16 protein-coding genes are annotated in these 22015 nt (G+C 61.0%); 8 read left to right on the top strand and 8 right to left on the bottom strand.

Features of this window, described 5'->3' with window-relative positions:
- Positions 1–128: 128 nt before the first annotated feature.
- From purU to FHS09_RS13890, 8 genes are all read right to left on the bottom strand, one after another.
- Positions 129–995 carry a formyltetrahydrofolate deformylase gene (gene purU / locus FHS09_RS13925; RefSeq protein ID WP_183460908.1) on the bottom strand — a complete coding sequence of 289 codons (867 nt, stop codon included), beginning with the start codon at positions 993–995 and terminating at the stop codon, positions 129–131.
- A 12-nt stretch (positions 996–1007) separates the two neighbouring features.
- Positions 1008–1727: a sarcosine oxidase subunit gamma gene (locus FHS09_RS13920; RefSeq protein WP_183460906.1), complete on the bottom strand. Its 720-nt coding sequence runs from the start codon at positions 1725–1727 to the stop codon at positions 1008–1010.
- Positions 1720–4740, bottom strand: coding sequence for a sarcosine oxidase subunit alpha (locus tag FHS09_RS13915; RefSeq protein ID WP_183460904.1), 3021 nt, complete (start codon positions 4738–4740; stop codon positions 1720–1722). Before FHS09_RS13915 ends, FHS09_RS13920 begins: the two co-directional genes overlap by 8 nt.
- Positions 4737–5054: a sarcosine oxidase subunit delta gene (locus FHS09_RS13910; RefSeq protein ID WP_183460902.1), complete on the bottom strand. Its 318-nt coding sequence runs from the start codon at positions 5052–5054 to the stop codon at positions 4737–4739. The genes FHS09_RS13915 and FHS09_RS13910 overlap by 4 nt, the downstream gene beginning before the upstream one ends.
- Positions 5055–5069: 15 nt before the next feature.
- Complete coding sequence (locus tag FHS09_RS13905) at positions 5070–6323, bottom strand: sarcosine oxidase subunit beta family protein (RefSeq protein ID WP_183460900.1); 1254 nt, start codon at positions 6321–6323, stop codon at positions 5070–5072.
- 293 nt (positions 6324–6616) lie between these two features.
- Positions 6617–7999 (bottom strand): L-serine ammonia-lyase, encoded by a 1383-nt coding sequence (locus FHS09_RS13900; protein ID WP_183460898.1) that lies wholly within the window; start codon positions 7997–7999, stop codon positions 6617–6619.
- A gap of 26 nt (positions 8000–8025) precedes the next feature.
- The gene (glyA, locus tag FHS09_RS13895; protein ID WP_183460896.1) at positions 8026–9288 is read right to left on the bottom strand and encodes a serine hydroxymethyltransferase; all 1263 of its coding nucleotides are present in this window, start codon (positions 9286–9288) and stop codon (positions 8026–8028) included.
- A gap of 11 nt (positions 9289–9299) precedes the next feature.
- Complete coding sequence (locus FHS09_RS13890; protein WP_183460894.1) at positions 9300–10571, bottom strand: aromatic ring-hydroxylating oxygenase subunit alpha; 1272 nt, start codon at positions 10569–10571, stop codon at positions 9300–9302.
- 256 nt (positions 10572–10827) lie between these two features.
- Here FHS09_RS13890 and FHS09_RS13885 point away from each other — a divergent pair, with 256 nt between their 5' ends.
- From FHS09_RS13885 to etfB, 8 genes are all read left to right on the top strand, one after another.
- Positions 10828–11955: an FAD-binding oxidoreductase gene (locus tag FHS09_RS13885; RefSeq protein ID WP_183460892.1), complete on the top strand. Its 1128-nt coding sequence runs from the start codon at positions 10828–10830 to the stop codon at positions 11953–11955.
- Between the two features lie 495 nt (positions 11956–12450).
- Positions 12451–13590: a choline metabolism transcriptional regulator GbdR gene (gene gbdR / locus FHS09_RS13880; protein WP_183460890.1), complete on the top strand. Its 1140-nt coding sequence runs from the start codon at positions 12451–12453 to the stop codon at positions 13588–13590.
- Positions 13591–13799: 209 nt separating this feature from the next.
- Positions 13800–14777, top strand: a complete 978-nt coding sequence (locus FHS09_RS13875; protein ID WP_183460888.1) for a dipeptidase — start codon at positions 13800–13802, stop codon at positions 14775–14777.
- A gap of 125 nt (positions 14778–14902) precedes the next feature.
- The gene (locus tag FHS09_RS13870; RefSeq protein WP_183460886.1) at positions 14903–15445 is read left to right on the top strand and encodes a DUF5943 domain-containing protein; all 543 of its coding nucleotides are present in this window, start codon (positions 14903–14905) and stop codon (positions 15443–15445) included.
- Between the two features lie 72 nt (positions 15446–15517).
- Positions 15518–17581 (top strand): dimethylglycine demethylation protein DgcA, encoded by a 2064-nt coding sequence (gene dgcA, locus FHS09_RS13865; protein WP_183460884.1) that lies wholly within the window; start codon positions 15518–15520, stop codon positions 17579–17581.
- A 166-nt stretch (positions 17582–17747) separates the two neighbouring features.
- Positions 17748–19694 carry a (Fe-S)-binding protein gene (locus FHS09_RS13860; protein ID WP_183460882.1) on the top strand — a complete coding sequence of 649 codons (1947 nt, stop codon included), beginning with the start codon at positions 17748–17750 and terminating at the stop codon, positions 19692–19694.
- Between the two features lie 36 nt (positions 19695–19730).
- On the top strand, positions 19731–21002 hold the full coding sequence (etfA, locus tag FHS09_RS13855) for an electron transfer flavoprotein subunit alpha (RefSeq protein ID WP_183460880.1): 1272 nt from the start codon (positions 19731–19733) through the stop codon (positions 21000–21002).
- Positions 21003–21161: 159 nt separating this feature from the next.
- Entirely contained in the window at positions 21162–21947 is a 786-nt protein-coding gene (gene etfB, locus FHS09_RS13850; RefSeq protein WP_183460878.1) for an electron transfer flavoprotein subunit beta, read from the top strand.
- Positions 21948–22015: the final 68 nt, after the last annotated feature.

Genomic DNA, 22015 nt, shown 5'->3' with positions numbered 1-22015 from the left:
ACTATACTCCCCTCTTTATTTTTTATATGACTGGACTATTCGGTTGTTTTACCCCTCGTTCTAGCCCGATTTAGTTAAAGTGTACCATGACTCCCCTCCTGTTTTCTGAAACAGCGGTTGCCTATGAGTTAGTCCGCAAACACAACAGTCCGGTTTCCGTGCAGAAAAACGCGTTTTTCAATGTGATAACGCACCGCTTTGGCCAGTGTCTGACTTTCAATATCCTGACCACGTGCAACCAGATCTTCCGGGTAGTGGCTGTGGTCCACTGCCTGCACCGCCTGGGTGATAATCGGCCCTTCATCCAGGTCATCGTTCACATAGTGGGCGGTCGCGCCCACCAGTTTTACCCCCTTGGCCCAGGCCTGGTGATAGGGTTTGGCGCCTTTGAAGCCGGGCAGCAATGAGTGGTGGATGTTGATCGCCTTGCCGTCGAGTTTCCTCGACAGTTCGGGCGACAAAACCTGCATGTATCGTGCCAGCACCACCAGCTCGCATTGGTGGAGGGTAATCAATCGCCACAATTCCGCTTCTTGTTCTGACTTGGTCTCGGGAGATATCGGCAGGTGAAAATAGGGAATGCCATGCCAGTCGGCGAGGGGCTGCAGGTCAGGGTGGTTGGAAATGATGAGAGGAATTTCGATGGCGAGTTCGCCGGTGCGATAGCGATATAACAGGTCGTTCAGGCAGTGGTCGTATTTCGAGACCAGAATGGCGACCTTGGTCCTGTGGTCGGGGTCGCTCAATTGCCATCTCATCCGGAAACCCGCCGCCCGTTCGGCAAATATTTCCCGAAAACGCTGTAGCGACGCAGTACCGGACAGCGGTCGAAACTCAACACGAATACTGAAACTTTCAGTGGCCCGGTCATCGAAGGAGTTCATCGATACGATGTAATTTTCCGTCTCCGCCAGGCTGCGTGTGACCACATCCACTGTGCCCAGAGTGCTCGGGCATTGCGCCGTGAGGATCCAGAGTGGCTCGTGATTAACCATGGCGCTCAACCCTCAGGTTTCGGAAGACACTGGATGGCGGCCGGTCGAGGCTCGTCGCTGTGCGGCTGTGGCCGGTGTGTCGCCAATCAGCCCGTATTCGGCCGAGGCATCGACCAGCCAGCGCCACGCGTAGTCGGCAAAACTGCGTCGCACCACCAGCTCCCACTGGTCGGCGGCAATTTTGCACAAGGTCGCCTGAGTCTTGGCCAGGACGGTGGTAACCACCTTGCCTATGGGAAAATTGTGCTCGTGCAGGTCGTAGGGGCAGCTTTTTTTCAGCACCATGGCGGCGTCAGGCCCTGCCAGGTGGATCAGCGTCTGGCCGCCGCTGACATTGACGACGGCGAAATGCCCGCTCAGGTGGCGCCGCAGCCGAATCTCCAGCGCCGCTGCCTGGTCGCCGGGGCAGACCAATAGCCATTCGTCCGGGGCAATCCAGCGCAGCGACAGCGGGCCCTGCTGCACGCTGCGCAAACGCTCGGGCAGGGCCATTCCGAGGGCGGCCTCGACGCCGCGTTGGAAGGTCGGGTCTTCGGCATTGCCCCGCAGCACCAGGTGTCCTTTCAGGGCTTCCTCCCACAAGCGCACGCCGGCCGGCTTCGATGTGAAGGTGGGTACAGTGCTGTCGAGGTGATGCAAGGGGCTTTCCGCGGGTATCTCTCCGCTCGGTAGTTGATCCATGACCGCCACCTGTCCCTCACCAATGGCATCGATATCAATCACATCAGACATTTTGACGCTCTCCTTTCGGGTCCAGGAAGATCGGGCTGCAGATTTCGGCTTCGATCACGCTGCCGTCTGTCTGCGGGTAATAAACGGTATCGCCCATGCGGTTGAAGCCGTCACGGATCAGGCCCATGGCGATGCTGCGGCCCAGATTGGCGCTGTAGTAGCTGGAGGTGACGTGACCGAGCATGGTCATTGGTTTCGGTTGGTTGGGGTCGTTCACTGCCTGGGCGCCTTCGGGTAGAACCACTTTCGGATTCCTGGTCTTCAGGCCGACCAGTTGCTTGCGGTCCTCGCGCACACAATCGGCTCGCTTCATGCCGCGCTTACCGATGAAGCTGAAGGGTTTGTCCTCCTTCACCGCCCAGCTCATGCCCAGGTCGTAGGGGTGGACGGCACCATCGGTGTCCTGGCCGGCAATGATGAAACCCTTTTCGGCACGCAGGATGTGCATGGTCTCAGTGCCGTAGGGCGTCAGATTGTATTTGGCGCCGTGCTCGAACAGTTTTTCCCAGACGTACAACCCGTAATTGGCCTGGACGTTGATCTCAAAGGACAGCTCGCCGGTGAAGGAGATGCGGAATACCCGTGCCGGCACCCCGGCCACGGTGCCCTGGCGCCAGTCCATAAAGCGGAAGGCATCGCGGTCCAGGTCGATGTCGTCGCACAGTTCCGCCAGCAGTTTGCGGCTGTTGGGACCGGCGATGCTCATGGTGGCCCAGTGGTCAGTGACCGTATTGAAGTAGACCTCGAGTTCGGGCCACTCGGTCTGGTGGTAAAACTCCAGCCATTCCAATACACGAGCGGCGCCGCCGCTGGTGGTGGTCATCAGAAAGTGCTGCTCGCCCAGGCAGGAGGTCACACCGTCGTCGAACACCATGCCGTCCTCGCCGCACATCAGGCCGTAGCGGCACTTGCCGACCGCAAGCTTGGCCCAGGCGTTGGTGTAGACACGGCCGAGGAACTCCCGCGCGTCCTTGCCCTGGATGTCGATCTTGCCCAGGGTGGAGGCATCGAGAATGCCGATACTCTCGCGCGTGGCCCGGCACTCCCGATCCAATGCCTGCTGCATGGTTTCGCCCGGCTTGGGGTAGTACCAGGGACGTTTCCACTGGCCGACGTCCTCGAACTTCGCGCCGTGTTCCACATGCCAGGGGTGCATGGCGGTGTAGCGCTTCGGATCGAACAGCTCGTCGCAGTGCCGCCCGGCTATGGCGCCGAAGGTGACCGGGGTGTAATTGGGCCGGAACACCGTGGTGCCGGTCTCGGGAATCGTCTTGTTCATCGACCTGGCGGCGATGGCCATGCCGTTGATGTTGCCCAGCTTGCCCTGGTCGGTGCCGAAGCCCATGGCGGTGTAGCGCTTGACGTGCTCGATGGATTCGAAGCCCTCGCGGGTGGCCAGTTCGATGGCGGCGGCGGTGACGTCGGTCTGGAAGTCGACGAACTGCTTGGGGGCCCGGCTGGTGCGCTTCAGGTGCGGCACGCAGAACAACGCCATGGCCTCGCCTTCGGTCAATTCGTTGACCTTCGGCGCCGCGGTGGGAACGCTCGGGTAACCCGCCTTGACGGCCGCTTCCACACCGGCTCGCAGGCCTTCTCGCAGGCAGCCGGCCAGGCTGTAGGTGCCGTCCACGGCGCCGGCAACCAGTTGGCGCTGCACCGTCTCCCCCGGCACAAAACCGATGATGTCGTCGCGCCAGACAGGCCGGCTGCCGGTATGGCAGGAAAGATGCACCGCCGGGCTCCAACCACCGGAGCTGGCCAGGGTGTCGCAGGCCAACACCCGGGTCGCACCGGTCACCCGCCCACCGTCGGCATCAATGGGTGCAATCACCGCGCCGGTCACCTGTTGGCCGCCTTTGGCCTCGATCACGGCGCAGCCGCGCATCAGCGTCAGGCCGCGAGCCCGGGCCTCCTCCTGGTAGGGGCCCTCCGGGTTCTGGCGGGTATCCACAACTGCGACGACCTCGTGGCCGCTGTCCTGCCAGTCGAAAGCGGTGCGATAGCCGTAGTCGTTGGTGGTCATCAGCACCAGACGCCGGCCGGGCACCACGCCGTACTGGCGGATGTAGGTCGAGACCGCGGAGGCCAGCATGCAGCCGGGCAGGTCGTTGTGGCCAAATACCAAGGGGCGCTCGTGGGCCCCGGTGGCCAGCACCACCCAGTGGGCGCGCACCCGGTGCATGCGCTGGCGAGCCTGGCCTTCGGGGGCGCGGTCGCTCAGGTGGTCGCTGCGGCGCTCGTGGATGGTCAGGAAATTGTGGTCGTGATAACCGTTTACCGTGGCGCGTGTCAGCACCTGTACATGCTCGTATCCGGCCAGTTCCGTCAGTGTGTTGTGCAGCCAGCGGTCGGGCGCCTCCCCGTCGATGAGATCGCGGCTGTACAGCAGGGAGCCGCCGGGTTCGGCCTGTTCATCGGCCAGTATCACCCGGGCCCCGGTGCGGGCGGCCGCCAGGGCGGCAGACAGGCCGGCCGGGCCGGCGCCCACAACCAGCACGTCGGTATGCTGATTCAGGTGATCGTAGATGTCCGCATCCGGCACACGTGGTGACCGCCCCAATCCGGCTGCCTTGCGAATGTATTTTTCGTAGACCTCCCAGAAGGACTGCGGGAACATGAAGGTCTTGTAGTAAAAGCCCGGCGGCAACATCCGGCCGAAGAGCTTGCCTGCCGCCCCCATCAGATCGAACCCCAGGCCGGGCCAGCCGCTGGTCGGCCGGCTGACCAGGCCCTCGAAGATTTCCTGCTGGGTGGCGCGCACGTTCGGCACCTGGGTGGACTCTTCGGCACCGAGCTGAAAGATGGCGTTGGGCTCCTCGGCACCAGCGGCGACAATGCCGCGCGGGCGGCCGTACTTGAAGCTTCGGCCGACCACTTTCACACCGTTGGCCAGCAGCGCCGAAGCCAGGGTGTCGCCCCGGTAACCGCCGTAGTGTCGGCCGTTGAAGACAAATCGGATCGGTGTTTCGCGGTCGATGCGACCACCGGAACTGAGGCGGTTGATTTGGGTCATTGCGCCGCCTCCTCTGTTTCAAGGGTATCGGATACGGAAGTCACCTTGGGTTGCTCGCCCATTTTGTAGGTTTCCTTGATTTCATAGGTTTGCGTATCACGGGTGACGTTGAAAAACTTTCGGCAGCCAATCGCGTGCACCCAGATCTCATGATGCAATCCGCGCGGGTTCTTGCGGAAATAGAGGTAGGTGCCCCACTCCTCGTCGCTGCATTGGTCCGGGTCCGCCGGGCGGGCGATGTGAGCCTGGCCTTTGGCATGAAACTCTTCTTCCTCGCGGTACTCGCAACAATAGGGGCAGTGGATATAAAACATCAGTGATCTCCCAGCTCAGTGCGCCACGCCGGCAGCGCCGTGTTCATCGACCAGGGAACCGTCATAAAAACGGTACATGGAAAACGGTTTGGCCAACTCGTGAGCTTCTCCTCGCGCGAGTGTTGCCGCGAACACATGGCCGGAACCGGGTGTCGCCTTGAATCCGCCCGTGCCCCAGCCGCAATTGAAAAAGAGATTCTCCACGGGTGTTTCCGATATGATCGGGCAGGCGTCTGGACAGGTGTCGACGATGCCGCCCCACTGGCGGTTCATGCGCACCCGGCTGAACATGGGGAATAACTCGACGATTGCCTGCAACGTATGCTCGATGGTGGGGTAGGAGCCGCGCTGGCCGTAGCCGTTGTAGCCATCGATACCGGCGCCGATCACCAGGTCGCCTTTGTCCGACTGGGAGATGTATCCGTGCACGTGGTTGGACATGACCACGGTGTCCAGGATCGGACGGATTGGTTCGGACACCAGGGCCTGCAGCGGATGGGATTCGACAGGCAGCTCGAAACCGGCCATCTTCGCCAGCACCCCGGAATTGCCGGCAACCACACAGCCAATGCGATCACCGAGGATGACCCCGTGCTGACGGGTTTCCACGCCCCGGGCCGCGCCGTCTTCGGCGAGAACGTCGATCACCTCACATTGCTGGATCAGGTCCACACCCATCGCGTCCGCCGCCCGGGCGAAACCCCAGGCCACGGCGTCGTGCCGCGCCACCCCGGCACGCGGTTGCCAGGAAGCACCGAGCACCGGGTAGCGGCGGTTGGCCGAGCAGTCCATGATAGGCACCAGCTCCTGCACGCCCTGGGTGTCCAGCGCGAAGCTGTCGATGCCATTCAAGCGATTGGCGTTGACGCGCCGGTGGATGTCACGCATGTCCTGCAGGGTGTGCCCCAGGTTGAGCACCCCGCGTTGGGAGAACATCAGGTTGTAGTTCAATTCCTGGGACAAGCCTTCCCAGAGTTTCATGGCATGCTCATACAGCAGCGCGGCCTCATCCCAGAGGTAGTTGGAGCGCACGATTGTAGTGTTGCGCGCCGTGTTGCCACCGCCCAGATATCCTTTCTCGATCACCGCCACATTGGTAATCCCGTGCTCTTTGGCCAGGTAGTAAGCCGTGGCCAGGCCGTGACCGCCGCCGCCGATGATGATCACGTCGTACTTCTTTTTCGGCTTGGGACTGCGCCAGACCCGCTGCCAGTTTTCGTGGTAGGTCAACGCGTGTTTCAGCAGACCGAACCCGGAATATTTCTGCATCGTTAAATCCTCTGAAGTGGCAACCGGTTTTGTATCCAGGCTGACTGGCTTCGGTGTTCGATAAGCTCGACCGCAAGCAAAGGGTGTCGTTATGACTCGAGCTGCGGGGTTCGCGCCCCATTAACTTGGGGATTGAAACCGATGGTAGGGGGAGCACCCTGGGCCCATGTGCTCGGTCGCGACATTGGGGGGATGATTTGCGACAAAGGGGGAAATCAGCACTGAATGGCACTAAGTTAAGGGGCTGGCGGGGCTTCGCATCACGGTTATTGCTTAACTTAGTGCCATTGGAATCAGCACTCAATGATATTGACCGCCAGGCCGCCGCGCGAAGTTTCTTTGTACTTGTCCAGCATGTCCGCGCCGGTTTGGCGCATGGTGCGTATGACTTTGTCGAGTGAAACGAAATGCTCGCCGTTGCCTCGCGACGCCATGATCGCAGCGTTGATGGCCTTGACGGCGGCGATGGCGTTGCGTTCGATGCACGGAACCTGGACCAGGCCACCGATGGGGTCGCAGGTCAAACCCAGGTGATGTTCCATGCCGATCTCGGCGGCATTCTCGATTTGCTCGGGTGTGCCACCGGTGGCGGCAGTCAATCCAGCCGCCGCCATGGCGCAGGCGGAACCGACTTCGCCCTGGCAGCCGACTTCGGCGCCGGAAATGGATGCATTTTCCTTGAACAGGATTCCGATGGCCGCCGCCGTCAGCAGAAAACGGATGACACCATCGTCGTCAGCGCCGGGGCAGAATTCGACATAGTAGTGCAGTACCGCGGGAATAATGCCGGCCGCGCCATTGGTCGGTGCGGTCACCATCCGGCCGCCTGCGGCATTTTCTTCGTTGACCGCCAGAGCATAAAGGTTCACCCAGTCCAACGCGCTCAACGAGGGGGAGATCAGGTCCTGTCGATCGTGTGCTTTGAGCGACTGGTACAGAGCCGCAGCGCGGCGCCTGACTTTCAGGCCTCCAGGCAGAATACCTTCGTTGCGAATTCCGTTCTGCACGCATTCCCGCATAACCTGCCAGATGTCCAGAATGCCTTTTCGAATTTCCTCCTGAGGGCGCCATACCTGTTCGTTGGCGAACATAATCTCAGCGATGGACATGCCGTGTTCACGGCACAGTCGAAGCAGATCGGCTGCGGTTTTGAATTTATAGGGCAGCGACGTAGAGTCCTCGACGATGCGGTCCGCGCCGGCGGCGTCTTCATTGACCACAAAGCCGCCGCCAACGGAATAGTAGGTTTGTTCCCTTATCACATGGCCGTTTTCGTCAAAGACGGTGAAGCTCATACCATTGGGGTGGTAAGGCAGGCTTTTTCGCTTGTGGTAGATCAGGTCCTGCCTCTCGTGGAAAGGCACTTCATGTTCGCCCAGCAAGGCCAGCCGTTGTGTGTCGAGGATTTCTTTCCTGCGAGGCGCGACTATGGCCGGGTCGATGCGCTCGGGTTTGTGACCTTCCAGCCCCAGTATGACGGCGGGGCCGGTGCCATGTCCCTTTCCCGTCGCTCCCAACGAGCCAAACAGTTGGACCTCGACACGCGCCACCTGCGACAACAGTTCCGCCGCCTTGAGGCCGGTCGCGAAGCGGTACGCGGCCAGCATTGGCCCTACAGTGTGCGAACTGGAAGGGCCAATGCCAATTTTCAACATGTCAAACAGACTGATCGCCAATTTGGTGCTCTCTTCTTCTGTTGCGGTTAACGGTAAGCCGGGAAATCCCGGCAATACTGCTGTACCTTGTCGCGCACTTCGGCGATGACAACTTCCGCATCGCCATTTTGGAGCGCATCGAGCACATCGGCGATCCAGCCCGCCAATACGGTGCAGTGCTCGTCCTTCATTCCCCGGGTCGTGATCACCGGCGAACCGATGCGCAGGCCCGAAGTGACGAACGGGGATTGAGGGTCGTTGGGCACGGCGTTTTTGTTGACGGTAATGTGGGCCTTGCCGAGGGCAGCGTCCGCCTCTTTGCCGGTGAGGCCCTGCTTCACAAGGCTGAGCAGGAAGAGATGGTTGTCGGTGCCCCCCGAAACGACATCGTAATTGCGCTCCTTCAGGACCTTCGCCATAGCGCGGGCATTGCGTACCACTTGTGCCTGGTAGTCGCGAAAAGCCGGCTCGGCTGCCTCCTTGAAACTGACCGCCTTGGCGGCGATCACGTGCATCAGCGGGCCGCCCTGGCCGCCGGGGAAGACGGAGGAGTTCAGTTTCTTTTCCAGCTCCGGTTGCCCCCGCGACAGAATCAGCCCACCGCGCGGGCCGCGCAGGGTCTTGTGGGTTGTGGTGGTTACCACGTGGGCATGTGGCAGGGGGTTGGGGTACTGGCCGGCCGCAACCAGCCCGGCCACGTGCGCCATGTCCACAAACAGATAGGCGTCCACGGCGTCCGCTATGTCCCGGAACCGGGCCCAGTCGACCACACGGGAATAGGCGGAAAAGCCGGCGACAATCATCGCAGGCCGGTGTTCCCGGGCCAGCGCCTCCACCTGGCCGTAATCGATCTCGCCCGTGGTTTCATCCAGGCCGTACTGGATGGCGTTGTACAGCTTGCCGGAAAAACTGACGTGGGCACCGTGGGTCAGGTGACCGCCGTGCGCCAGGCTCATGCCCAATACGGTGTCGCCCGGCTTCAGCAGCGCCATATAAACGGCGGCATTGGCCTGGGAACCGGAGTGCGGTTGCACATTGGCGTAGTCCGCCCCGAACAGCGCTTTGGCCCGGTCGATGGCCAATTGCTCCACCCGATCCACATGCTCGCAACCACCGTAGTAGCGTTTGAGCGGGTAGCCCTCGGCGTATTTGTTGGTCAGGCAGGAGCCCTGTGCCAGCATCACCCGGGGGCTGGTGTAGTTCTCCGAGGCAATCAGTTCCAGATGGTCTTCCTGGCGGGCGGCCTCGTCCTGCATGGCTGCCCAGAGTTCGTCATCGTAATTGGCGATCGTATCGTCTTTACTGAACATGGTGGTGATCTCTAAAGTTTGTCAAATTTGCAGTTGTTCAGCACGGTTTCGGCGTACCAATCCAAAAAGTTGATCACGCCGAACTCGTAGGTTTGTGAGTAGGGCCCCGGCTCATAACCGAGCGAGTTGATCCCCCGCTGATTTTCCTCCGCCAGATCGCGGTCCTGGCGGTTGGTGGCGTCCCACACCTGGCGCAGGTTCTCCACCTCGTAATCCTCGCCTTCCACGGCGTCCTTGTGCACCAGCCATTTGGTGGTCACCAGCGTTTTCTGGGCCGAAACCGGCAGTACCCGGAAGACGATCAAATGATCGCTCTGCATGTGGTTCCAGGAGTTCGGCAGATGCAGAATGCGCATCGATCCCAGCTCCCGATTCTGGATGCGACCGAGGGTCTTGCGGCAGGCGGGTTTGCCGTCCATCGTCATCGCCTGGGTACCTTCTTTCAGCGGCATTCGGACAATTCGGTTGCGCAAGCCGTGCTCTACGTGTCGGTGTGGAATGCCTTCCCGGTCCCAGGCTTCCGCCTGGAGTTGATAGTGTTCGAGGAACTCGGGTGTTGCGCGTGGATCATTGGTGTCGTCCCATTCCAGCAGCGTGCGCAGCAGCTCCGGATGGCTGCCGGAGCAGTGGTAGCACTCCCGATTGTTTTCGATGACCAGTTTCCAGTTGGCGTTTTCCTCCAGGGTGGACTCCGCGGCGACCTTGGTGTTGTCCATGTCATAGGGCTCCATGTATTGAGCCAGGGAGGTGAGAAACGGGTCGATCTCCGGCGCCTCGCCTTCGGCCAGACAGACGAAGATGAAGCCACCGGCGGTTTTGCAATGGATTTTTTTCAGGCCGTACTCCGCCCGATCAAAATTCTCACCCATCTCGTTACTGGCGAAGATAAGGTTGCCCTTCAGGTCATAGGTCCACTGGTGGTAGGGGCAGGTAAGGTTGGCGACCTTGCCTTTGGCCTGGGTGCACAGCCGCGAGCCACGATGGCGGCACACGTTGTGAAATGCCTGGATCTCGCCGTCCCGGTCGCGCACGATCAGCACCGGGTCCTGGCCGATCTCCACGGTCATGTAGTCGCCCTTTCCGGGAACTTCACAGGTCATGCCAACGAACAACCACTCCTTCTGAAACACCTCTTCCATGTCGAGGCGGAACAGGAAAGGGTCGTTGTACAACGGCCGGGGAAGTGAGTGGGTCGGGGACCGCTCCGCCAACAAGCGGGCCATGTCACGCCTGGCTTCTTCCAGGCCGCCGTATGTCAGGTTCAACAGGTCATACTCGTTCATCTGCATCATCCTCAGGGTGAACTCCTGCCAGGTGGCAAAGAGTCATTCTCGGTAGATATGGGGCCGGTCGTTTATCCGATAGCGACACGGCACGATTCCTTTTCGACTCGCTCTCCGCCCGGATCGGAGCTGCGCGGGAGGCTGGAGAAGATAAACAAGATCGTGTCGCAAATGGCTAACTACCCTCGGTGCTTTTCCAACAGAATGGCGGGAACGGCCAAATTGCGGCCAGTGCCGCCCCGATGGAGACTCTGCAATGACCAGCGTGACCGAAGCTTCTCAATCGTCCGCCTACTTCAATCCCCTGAACACCAGTGTCTGGGCCAATGGCCGTCACTTGGTGCGCTGCGTACGGATTATCCGCGAGACCTGGGATGTCAAGACCTTCTGTTTCAATGCGGAGCAGCCGGTTATGTTCTTTTTCAAGCCCGGCCAGTTTGTGACCCTGGAACTCGAGATCGACGGCGAGCAGGTAATGCGGTCCTATACCATTTCGAGCTCCCCTTCGGTCCCGTACAGTTTTTCCATTACGGTGAAGCGGGTGCCTGGCGGGCGCGTCTCCAACTGGCTGCATGACAACCTGAAAGAAAACGATGAGTTGGCGGTTCACGGCCCGGTTGGCAATTTCAACTGCATCGATCATCCGGCAGAGAAGGTTCTGCTGCTGTCAGGCGGGGTGGGTGTTACACCGGTGATGTCGATGGCGCGCTGGTATTTCGACACCAATACCGACGTGGACATAGCGTTCATCCACAGTGCGCGTACACCGAACGACATCATCTTCCAGCGCGAGTTGGAGCATATGTGCTCCCGGGTGCCCAACTTCAATCTTTCGGTGATCTGTGAGCGCATCGAGATCGGCCAGGCCTGGAACGGTTACCGGGGATACCTGGATAAAGTGAAGCTGGAGTTGGTGGTGCCGGATTACCTGTCGCGGCGAATTTTCTGCTGCGGCCCTACGCCATACATGAATGCGGTGCGATCCATGTTGGTGGACAGTGGCTTCGATATGAATTTGTACCATGAGGAGTCGTTCGGTGCCACACCGACTGCGGTGACCCGGGATGCGTTGGAGCAGGCGGAGATTGCGGTTCGCGAGGCGGAAGAGGTCCTGGACTCGGAGCTGTTTACAGTAGAGTTTACCCAGTCGGGAATGAGTGTGCAGGTGGCGCCCGGGGAGACGGTGCACGCGGCGGCCAACCGGCTTGGGCTGAATATTCCCAAAGCGTGTGGGGTTGGGATATGCGGGACATGCAAGGTTCGGAAGACCGCCGGGGAAGTGGATATTCAGCACAATGGCGGAATTACTGAAGAGGATTTAAACGATGGGTATATTCTGTCCTGCTGTAGCAAACCCCTATCCAATGTGACGATCGAAGGATGACCGTTCAGGCCGATGTGTCGCCATGAGACTCAAATGGAATTGATTCTCATTTTAATCCGCAAATGCAACCCTCTTGTCGCTATTGGACCCACCAGTAGCCTGTCTCCGACGTTTTTGGGCAACTCCTTTCGGAAGGTCAGTCGTAGCATGGACCTTCCACTCCCGCCTCCCGGCGTCCAAAGACGCCATTGCAAACATTAAAAATGTATCAACTGGGGGGTTGGAACGGCCTGCCGAAGTGTGTAAAGTGGGCTGATCGGTCAAAGAATAACCAACTGCTTCCGGCAAAGGTTGTGAACTTGGAAAGGCCAGGTCTATCCGTGTAATCCATGTCCAGTGACATGCCGATTCTTGCCGCCATGAGGCGAGAGCAGTGAGACGAAAAGAGTAAGAAGCGGGGGAGCGCCTCGGCCTGTGTTGGCTGACGTGCCTTCGTAAACAACACAGTCGCCTCTTAGGGCGACTGGGCTTACTTGTCGGGTGGAGGGCAAGTCCATGAATAATAATGCCGTATCTCAAACCGCTGGTGCCAACACTCAACCCTACCGGGTCGGCTTTTTGCTGATCCAGAACTTTACCCTGGTCGCTCTGGCCACCTCGATTGAGCCACTGCGCATGGCAAACCAGTTGAGCGGGACAGAGCTCTATACTTGGCAGTTGCTCTCAGTTGATGGCGAGACGGTAGTGGCGAGCGACGGTATTTCAATCGCGCCCGATGCGTCCATTGCCGACAAAAAGCCTTTCGATATCGTTATTGTGGTCGGCGGGGTGGATATCACCCGCAGTTTCACCAGGAAGGAAACACTCTGGCTGCAGTCGATGGCACAAAAGCATGTGATGCTGGGTGCAGTGTGCACGGGAGCTTATGTCCTGGCGAGCGCGGGCCTGCTGGACGGCTATAATTGCAGTGCACACTGGGAATGCCTGCCGGCGTTGCAGGAGCGCTTTCCCAAGGTAAATTGGACCAACCGGCTTTATACATTGGATCGCGATCGCATGACCTGTACGGGCGGCGGAGTTCCGATGGATATGATGCTCAGCCTGATGACGCGGCAGCATGGCCAGGCACTGGTAGGCGCGATTTGCGATATGTTTGTCTGTGACCGGGTGCGGCCGGACAATGAACTGCAGCGGACGCCCTTGCGCCGCTTGCTGTCGTCGGACCAGCCCAAGCTGGCGGAAGTGACCGAGCTGATGGAGGCGAACATTGAAGAGCCCATTGAGTTGGAGGAGCTGGCCTCCTTTGTGGGTATCTCACGCCGACAGTTGGAGCGGCTGTTCCTGAAGCACCTGAATTGCACACCGTCGCGTTACTACCTGAAACTGCGATTGAATCGGGCACGGCAGTTATTGAAGCAAACGACCAATTCAATCATAGAAGTGGCCGCCATGTGCGGCTTTGTATCCGCCCCCCATTTCAGCCGCTGTTACCGCAAGTACATCGGTATCTCCCCCAAGGAAGAGAGGGCTGCGGTCTGGTCGATGGCGCAGTTGGGCCCGGTATCCAATGAGGCTGAGCCCCCGCTCTCCTCTTGCGCGGCACTGCGGGTCGCCCAGGCCGAACCAACCTTTGGTTCAGTCAAATTTGTGGCCGAGCCTATGGCGTTCGACAAGAGGCACCTTCGCGCCGGTTAGCCTAGCGGTGGAGAACGGAATTCCATCGCCCCTCCCATTTTTCAACGACAAACTGTCGGGCAACTCTTGTTGCATCCTCTTTTCCAATGGCGGGCATCGTCCGCCATGCCGATTTTAGTGCCCCCCCTGTCGCATCCAGTGAACTCGCTCCCTACCCCCGTGAATACACTTCCTACCCGACCACCGAGAAAATCACAGGGTATCTACACATGAACGCCACCGAACTACATCGGGACGCCATCGTCATCGACGGCCTCATTATCGCCAAATGGAACCGTGAGCTCTTCGAAGATATGCGTAAAGGCGGTCTTACCGCCGCCAACTGTACCGTGTCGGTTTGGGAAAATTTTCAGAGCACTGTCGACAATATCGTCGAGATGAACCAACTCATTGAAGACAACAGCGACCTGTTGATCAAAGTGCGCCACACGTCGGATATTCGTCGCGCAAAGGAAGCCGGAAAAACCGGCATCATGCTCGGCTTCCAAAATGCCCACGCATTCGAAGATCAGTTGGGTTACGTGCAGATATTCAAGGACCTCGGCGTTGGGGTGGTGCAGATGTGCTACAACACCCAGAACCTGATTGGCACTGGTTGTTATGAGCGCGATGGCGGTTTGTCCGATTTCGGCCGGGAAGTGGTGGCGGAAATGAACCGGGTCGGAATCATGTGCGATCTGTCTCACGTCGGGTCGAAAACCTCGCAGGAGGTGATCCTGGAGTCAAAAAAACCTGTTTGCTATTCCCATTGCCTTCCCTCCGGACTCAAGGAGCACCCGCGCAACAAATCGGACGAGGAGCTCCGCTTTATCGCGGGCCACGGCGGCTTCGTCGGTGTCACCATGTTCGCGCCGTTTTTGAAAAACGGCATCGACTCCACCATCGACGACTATGTCGAGGCCATCAGTTATGTCATCGACATTGCCGGTGAAGACCAGGTGGGAATCGGAACGGACTTCACCCAGGGGCACGGCCAGCCCTTCTTCGAATGGCTGACGCACGATAAAGGCTACGCCCGGCGCCTGACCAACTTCGGGAAGATCGTTAATCCCGAGGGGATTCGCACTGTCGGCGAGTTCCCAAACCTGACCGAAGCGCTATTGCGTCACGGCTTCTCCGAGCAACTGGTGCGCAAGGTTATGGGTGAAAACTGGCTGCGGGTGTTGGCCGACGTCTGGGGCGAGTGAACAGCCCTGAGCGGGTTAGGTGAGCAGCCCTGAGCGGGTTAGGTGAATAGCCCTGAGCGGGTTAGGTGAACAGCCCCGAGCGGGCTAGGTAAACAGCCCTGAGCGGGTATATAGGAGAAACCACCATGACCAGTCACGCACCGGATCTTCCTATCAGTGTCGATGACGAGACCGGCGTCTGGACCACCGACGCCCTGCCGATGCTCTACGTGCCCCGGCACTTTTTTATCAACAATCACAAAGCCATCGAGGCCGAAATCGGCCCCGAGCGCTATGCAGAAATCCTCTACCAGGCCGGCTATAAATCCGCCTACCACTGGTGTGAGAAAGAAGGGGAGCTGCACGGCCTGATAGGTCGCGCGGTGTTCGAGCATTACATGAAGCGGCTGTCCCAGCGTGGCTGGGGCCTGTTCACCGTCGAACAATTGGACGTCGATTTGGGTAAGGCACGGGTGCGGCTCGACCACTCTGCCTTTGTATACGAATACGGCAAGGTAAATCGCATGGTCGAATACATGTTTACCGGTTGGTTTGCCGGAGCCATGGATCAAATTGCCAACAACCTGGGCCTGGGCATAAAAACCAGGGCGGTACAGAGACAAAGTGCCGCGGAAGAGGGGCTTGATCACGGGTTGTTCGAGGTCTTCCCGATTTCTTACACGGGCTAGCCTCCCTCCCAGCGATTACGGCGCTGGAGCGAATACACGAAACTTGATGTAGCATTAAAAAGGGTACAAAAAATGTCCCAATTCGAAGCACTTTTCCGCCCGTTGCAGATCAATCAGCTCACTATCCGCAACCGAATCGTCAGCACCGCCCACGCCGAGGTCTACGCCACCGACGGCGGCATGACCACCGAGCGCTACGTCAAGTACTACGAGGAAAAGGCCAAGGGCGGCTGTGGCCTGTGTATCTGCGGTGGCTCCAGTGTCGTCTCCATCGACAGTCCGCAAAGCTGGTGGAGTTCGGTCAACCTCTCCACCGACCGCATCATCCCTCACTTCCAGAATCTGGCTGACGCCGTACACAAGCATGGCGGCAGGATCATGATCCAGATCACCCACATGGGCCGCCGCTCGCGCTGGGACGGTGAGAACTGGCCCAACCTGATGTCGCCTTCCGGCATCCGCGAGCCGGTGCACCGCGCCACCTGCAAGACTATCGAGGAAGAGGAAATCCGGCGTGTGATCGGCGACTTCGCCCAGGCCGCCCGCCGCGCCAAGGAGGGCGGCCTGGACGGCGTGGAACTCTCCGCCGTGCACCAGCACATGATCGACCAGTTCTGGTCGCCGCGGGTCAACAAGCGCACCGACGAGTGGGGCGGCAGCTTCGAAAACCGCATGCGCTTCGGCCTGGAAGTGCTGAAAGCAGTGCGCGAGGAAGTGGGCCGGGACTTCGCCGTGGGCATGCGCATCTGCGGCGACGAGTTCCATCCCGACGGTCTGAACCAGGACGACATGAAAGAGATTGCCCGCTACTACAACGACACCGGTCTGCTGGATTTCTTCGGCGTGGTGGGTTCGGGCTGCGACACCCACAACACCCTGGCCAACGTCATCCCCAACATGAGTTACCCGCCGGAGCCCTTCCTGCACCTGGCCGCCGGCATCAAGGAAGTGGTGGACGTGCCGGTAATCCACGCCCAGAACATCAAGGATCCCAACCAGGCCCAGCGCATCCTGGAAGCCGGCTACGTGGACTTCGTGGGCATGACACGGGCGCACATTGCCGACCCGCACCTGATCGCCAAGATCAAGATGAACCAGGTGGATCAGATCCGCCAGTGCGTGGGGGCCAACTATTGCATCGACCGCCAGTACCAGGGCCTGGACGTGCTCTGCATCCAGAACGCCGCCACCTCGCGTGAATATATGGGCCTGCCCCACATCATCGAAAAAACCGACGGGCCCAGACGCCGGGTAGTGGTGGTGGGCGGCGGCCCGGGCGGAATGGAAGCAGCGCGTATTGCCGCCGAGCGCGGCCACGAAGTGATCCTGCTGGAGAAGGGCGAGGAGCTGGGCGGACAGATCACCCTGGCAGCCCGCGCCCCGCAGCGCGACCAGATCGCCGGCATCACCCGCTGGTACGCCCTGGAGCTGGAGCGCCTGGGTATCGACCTGCGTTTGGGTACCGAGGCGAACGCCGAACTGGTGCGCGAGCTGCGCCCGGACGTCTGCATACTGGCTACCGGCGGTACGCCCTTTATCACCCAGGCCCCGGAATGGGGCGCAGAAGAGGGCCTGGTGGTGTCCTCCTGGGACATTCTCAGCGGCGCCGTGGAGCCGGGCAAGAACGTGCTGGTGTACGACACCATCTGCGAGTTTTCCGGCATGTCCGTGGCCGACTACCTAGCCTCCAAGGGTGCACTCGTGGAATTGGTTACCGACGATATCAAACCCGGTGTGGGCATCGGCGGCACCACCTTTCCCACCTACTACCGCAGCCTTTACGAAAAGGAAGTGGTAATGACATCGGACCTGATGCTGGAAAAGGTCTACCCGGAAGGCGACAAGAAAGTGGCCGTGCTGGAAAACGAATACACCGGCCAGCGCGAAGAGCGGGTGGTGGACCAGGTGGTGATCGAAAACGGCATACGCCCCGACGAGGCGCTCTATTACGAACTCAAACCCGAGTCCCGCAACCGCGGCCAGATCGACGTGCAGGCGCTGTTCGACTGCAAGGCGCAGCCGGTATTGGCGGAAGAGGGTGACGGCATGATTCTGTGGCGCCTGGGCGACTGCGTCTCCCAGCGCAACACCCACGCCGCCATCTACGATGCCCTGCGCCTGTGCAAGGATTTGTAATCCGGTTTAAGAGCAATGCTGTTGAGTTAGGCAACTTTTGTAGGAGCCTGCTTGCAGGCGAACGGCTACGAAGCCCTGTTCTTGTTCGCCTGCAAGCAGGCTCCTACAAAGTGCCAATCCTTAACTTAACAGCATTGGTTTAAGAGTTGTTTTCGGAGAGGTGATGATGCTGGACTGGTTACTTCCCGCCCTGCTGGCCGCGGCCCTGGGCCTGCTGTTCGCCGGCGCCCTGCGCCGCATCCGCCTCTGGCGCCGGGGCCGTCCCGAGCCCGTGGCGTTTCTGGCCGGCCTGGCGGCCATGCCGCGGCGCTACCTGGTGGACTTGCACCACGTGGTAGAGCGCGATCGCTATATGTCCAACACCCACGTGGCCACGGCGGGCGGTTTTGTCCTTTCCATGCTGCTGATCGTGCCAGTGCACCTGTTCGGGCTGGAAAGCCGATGGCTCAACCTGGCCCTGTTGTTGGCCACCCTGCTCATGTTCTGCGGCGCGGTGTTCGTGTTCCTGCGCCGGCGCCATCCGCCGGCGCGCCTTTCCAGGGGTCCCTGGATGCGGCTGCCAAAGAATCTGCTGGTGTTTTCCGCCTCCTTCTTTGTACTCACCCTGCTGACCTCCGGTCTGTTGCCCGAAGGTTTTGGCGGCTGGGTCCTTAGCATTTTGTTGGCGGCCGGCGTTGCCCTCGGCCTGGCGGAAATGCTGTTCGGCATGGGCTGGGGCGGGCCCATGAAACACGCCTTTGCCGGCGCCCTGCACCTGGCCTTTCACCGCCGCCCGGAGCGCTTCGGCGGCGGCCGCTCCACCGGCCTCAAACCGGTGGACCTGGAGGCGCCCACCCTGGGGGTGGCCAAGCCGGAAGACTTTACCTGGAATCAATTGCTCGGCTTCGACGCCTGCGTGCAGTGCGGCCGATGCGAAGCCGTCTGCCCGGCCTACGCCGCCGGCCAGCCATTGAACCCCAAGAAGCTGATCCAGGATATGGTGGTCGGCTTGAGCGGCGGCAGCGACGCCCGCTATGCCGGCAGTCCCTACCCCGGTGTCGAACCCGGTAACGCCAGCGGCGCGCCCCACCAGCCCATCGTCGACGGCCTGCTCAGCGCCGAGACGCTCTGGTCCTGCACCACCTGCCGCGCCTGCGTGGAAGAGTGCCCGATGATGATCGAACACGTCGATGCCATCGTCGATATGCGCCGCTTCCTGACCCTGGAGAAAGGTGAAACGCCCAACAAGGGCGCGGAGGTGCTGGACAACCTTATCGCCACCGACAACCCCGGCGGCTTCGCGCCCGACAGCCGGATGAACTGGGCGGCGGACCTGAACCTGCCGCTGATGGCCGAAGTCGGCCGTGCCGAGGTGCTGTTCTGGGTCAGCGACGGCTGCTTCGATATGCGCAGCCAGCGAATCCTGCGTGCCTTCGTCAAGATCCTGAAGGCCGCGCAGGTCGATTTCGCGGTACTCGGCAACGAAGAGTGCGACAGCGGCGATCTCGCCCGCCGCCTCGGTGACGACGCCACCTTTCAAAGCCTGGCCCGCAACAACATCGCCGTCCTGAACCGATACCGCTTCGAGCGCATCGTCACCACCGACCCGCACGCTTTTCACGTTCTCAAGAACGAATACGGCGATTTTTATCCAGAAGGGAAGGGCGGAGACTACGAGGTGCTGCACCACAGCACCTTCATCAACGGGTTGGTGCGAGACGGCAGGCTGCAACTGAAAGCGCACAAAGGCGGCACCGTCACCTATCACGACCCCTGCTATCTGGGGCGCTACAACGGCGAATATGAAGCGCCGCGCGCCCTGCTGAACGCCCTGAACATCGAACTGAGCGAGATGGAACGATCCGGCTATCGCTCCCGCTGCTGCGGCGGTGGCGGTGGCGCCCCGATCACGGACGTACCGGGTGAACGCCGCATCGCCGACATGCGGGTCGAAGATGCCCGCGCTGTTCAGGCGGATCTTATCGCCGTCGCCTGCCAGCAGTGTACTGCCATGCTGGAAGGCGTGGTCGAGCCCCGCCCACAGATCAAAGACCTCGCCGAACTGGTCGCCGATGCTTTGGTTGAAGAGGTTCATGAGCCGCGGAAAGCAGCCATGAGCCAAGAGCAGCCGTGAGCCAAGAGCAGCCATGAGCCAAGAGGAGCAGCACTGATGAGCGATGTGATCCGCCGCGACCCGAGAACCGAGAGAATACTGCGCAACCGGCTGCATCCCCTGCACGAATCCCTGGCCGGTGGCCCGGTGCGGGGACCGACAGGCTTGTTACGCAGGAACCCGCACGCCGTGGGGTTTATCGGGCCCAACGGACTAAAACGCATCGATCGCAGTTCCACCGGCCCGGCACCGTCGGGGCGGGATCTGCGCCGGAGCGCCACGACACATAGCGAGGAGCCGGCACTGCCCCTGCACCGGGTCGAGCAGCCGGACTTTTATGTGGCCGCCGTGTTGGATATGGCCGGGGGCCGCCTGACATCCCATGACCGGGATATTCTCGGCCAGGCACAGCAACTGGCGCGCAGCGGAGGTGGCCAGGGCGCGGTGGTCGCCATTGTACTGGGCGAGGCGCGCGAGGCCGGCTTCGACACCGCCGGCGCCGACCGCCTGATCCAGGTGACCCACTGCGACGGTCAGGCACTGGACGATTATTGCCCCGAACGGAAACTGGCCGTACTGCAGGCCGTGGAAGATCAACTGGGGCCCCGCTTCTGGCTGTTCCCGGACAGCGTGCACGGCGGCGCCGATCTGGGGGCGAGGCTGGCCGTGCGCCTGGGCGAACGACCGGCGGTGCACGCCTGGCAGGTCACCGAAACCGAGACACTGTGTCGCGGCGGCAGCGGCCGCATTGATATTCGTCGCCACACTCCCCGGGTGCTGCTGCTGGCCGAGGAATGCGCCCTGCCGGTCGACGACAGCCGTCACCAGGCGTTGCCGATCCAGCTCGACGAGTACCCGGACGTCCGGGTATGCATTCACGATCAGGGCCTGGTGCCGGTGGACCCGAGCCAGATCCCGCTGGCGGAGGCGGAATTTATTCTCTCTGCCGGAAACGGCGTACGCGACTGGGACCAGTTCCACGAAGTGGCCACCGCACTGGGCGCGACCGAAGGCGCCAGCCGTGTCGCCGTGGACGACGGTTTCATGCCCCGGTTCCGGCAAATCGGTGCGACCGGCACCTGGGTGACGGCGCGGGTCTATGTCGCCGTGGGCATCTCCGGCGCGGTGCAGCATTTGCAGGGCATCGGCCGCTGCGAAAAAGTGGTTGCCATCAACCTCGACGACGGCTGCGACATGGTCAGGCGCGCCGACCTGGGCGCCATCGGCGACAGTTCGGAAATCCTGGCGGAGCTGTTGGCGCTGGCGCGGGAACACCGGGGTGGGAAAGACACGGACGCAACCGTGCCAGAGACACTGGAAGTGGCCTAGCCCCAAAGGCTTTAGCCCTGTGGGAGCCAGCCCTGCTGGCGAATGGGACGTGGCGGATAGCACCGAGTGAATCGCCTGCAGGGCAGGCCCCACAGAATGAGGTCTAACAAAACAGTGTTGGGCGTAGCCCTCAAAAGACATTCATCGAGGAAGCACACCATGCCCGTTGAAACATCGCTGAACATCGCCGTCCTGGTTTCGGTCGGCCAGCACCCGGTCTCCGGCCGCGCGCGTCGCGCCGATCAGGACGCCCGCGCCGTGGAACTTGGCCTGACACTCGCAGGTCGGTCGTTGTCCCTGGTTCACGTCGGCGACGCCGGCGAGCCGGCGCTGCGCCAATACCTGGGCATGGGCCTGCGCACAATGACCGTGCTGCAGGAAGCCCCGGAAGCGGACGCCGCATCGTCCCTGTTGCAATACTTCGCCACCCATCCAGCGGATATCGTCCTGGCCGGGGTGCAGGCCGAACGCGGCGAGGCCTCCGGCCTGCTGCCCTACCTGTTGGCGGAGCGACTGGGTTGGCCGCTGGTGCCGCGCATCGCCCAGATCCGCGCCATTGAAAACGGCCGCGCCGAGGTGCTGCAGGCCCTGCCTCGCGGCCAGCGTCGGGCCCTCACCGTGCCGCTGCCCTTCATCGCCACTGTCGACAGCGCCGCGCCCGGCGCCCGACAAACCGCCTTCGGTCCCGGCCAGCGTGGCCTCTTCGACATTCAACGCGGTCTTGCACAAGCCGATGTGGCACGGGCCGAGTGGGTGGAAGCGCAAGCCCGTCCCAGGCCCAAACGACTGAATGTGGTCAAGGCCAAATCAGCCGCGGAGCGGTTCAAAGCCGCCACCGCCAAACCCCAGGGGCAGGGCGGGCAGGTCATGAAGCAGGAATCCAGCCGGGAGAAGGCGCAGGCAATTTTCGACTTGCTGGTCGCCGAAGGTGTGATTCGTCAATGACGTTAACAGGTACAAAACGCAACCCCGATGTCGTTTGCGGAATCATTGCCGACGCACAAAGCGCTAGT

This window comes from Microbulbifer rhizosphaerae (assembly GCF_014191725.1).
GTDB lineage: Bacteria > Pseudomonadota > Gammaproteobacteria > Pseudomonadales > Cellvibrionaceae > Microbulbifer > Microbulbifer rhizosphaerae.
Note: the sequence above shows the minus strand (reverse complement) of the source record. Positions and strands in the feature narration are given on the sequence as shown.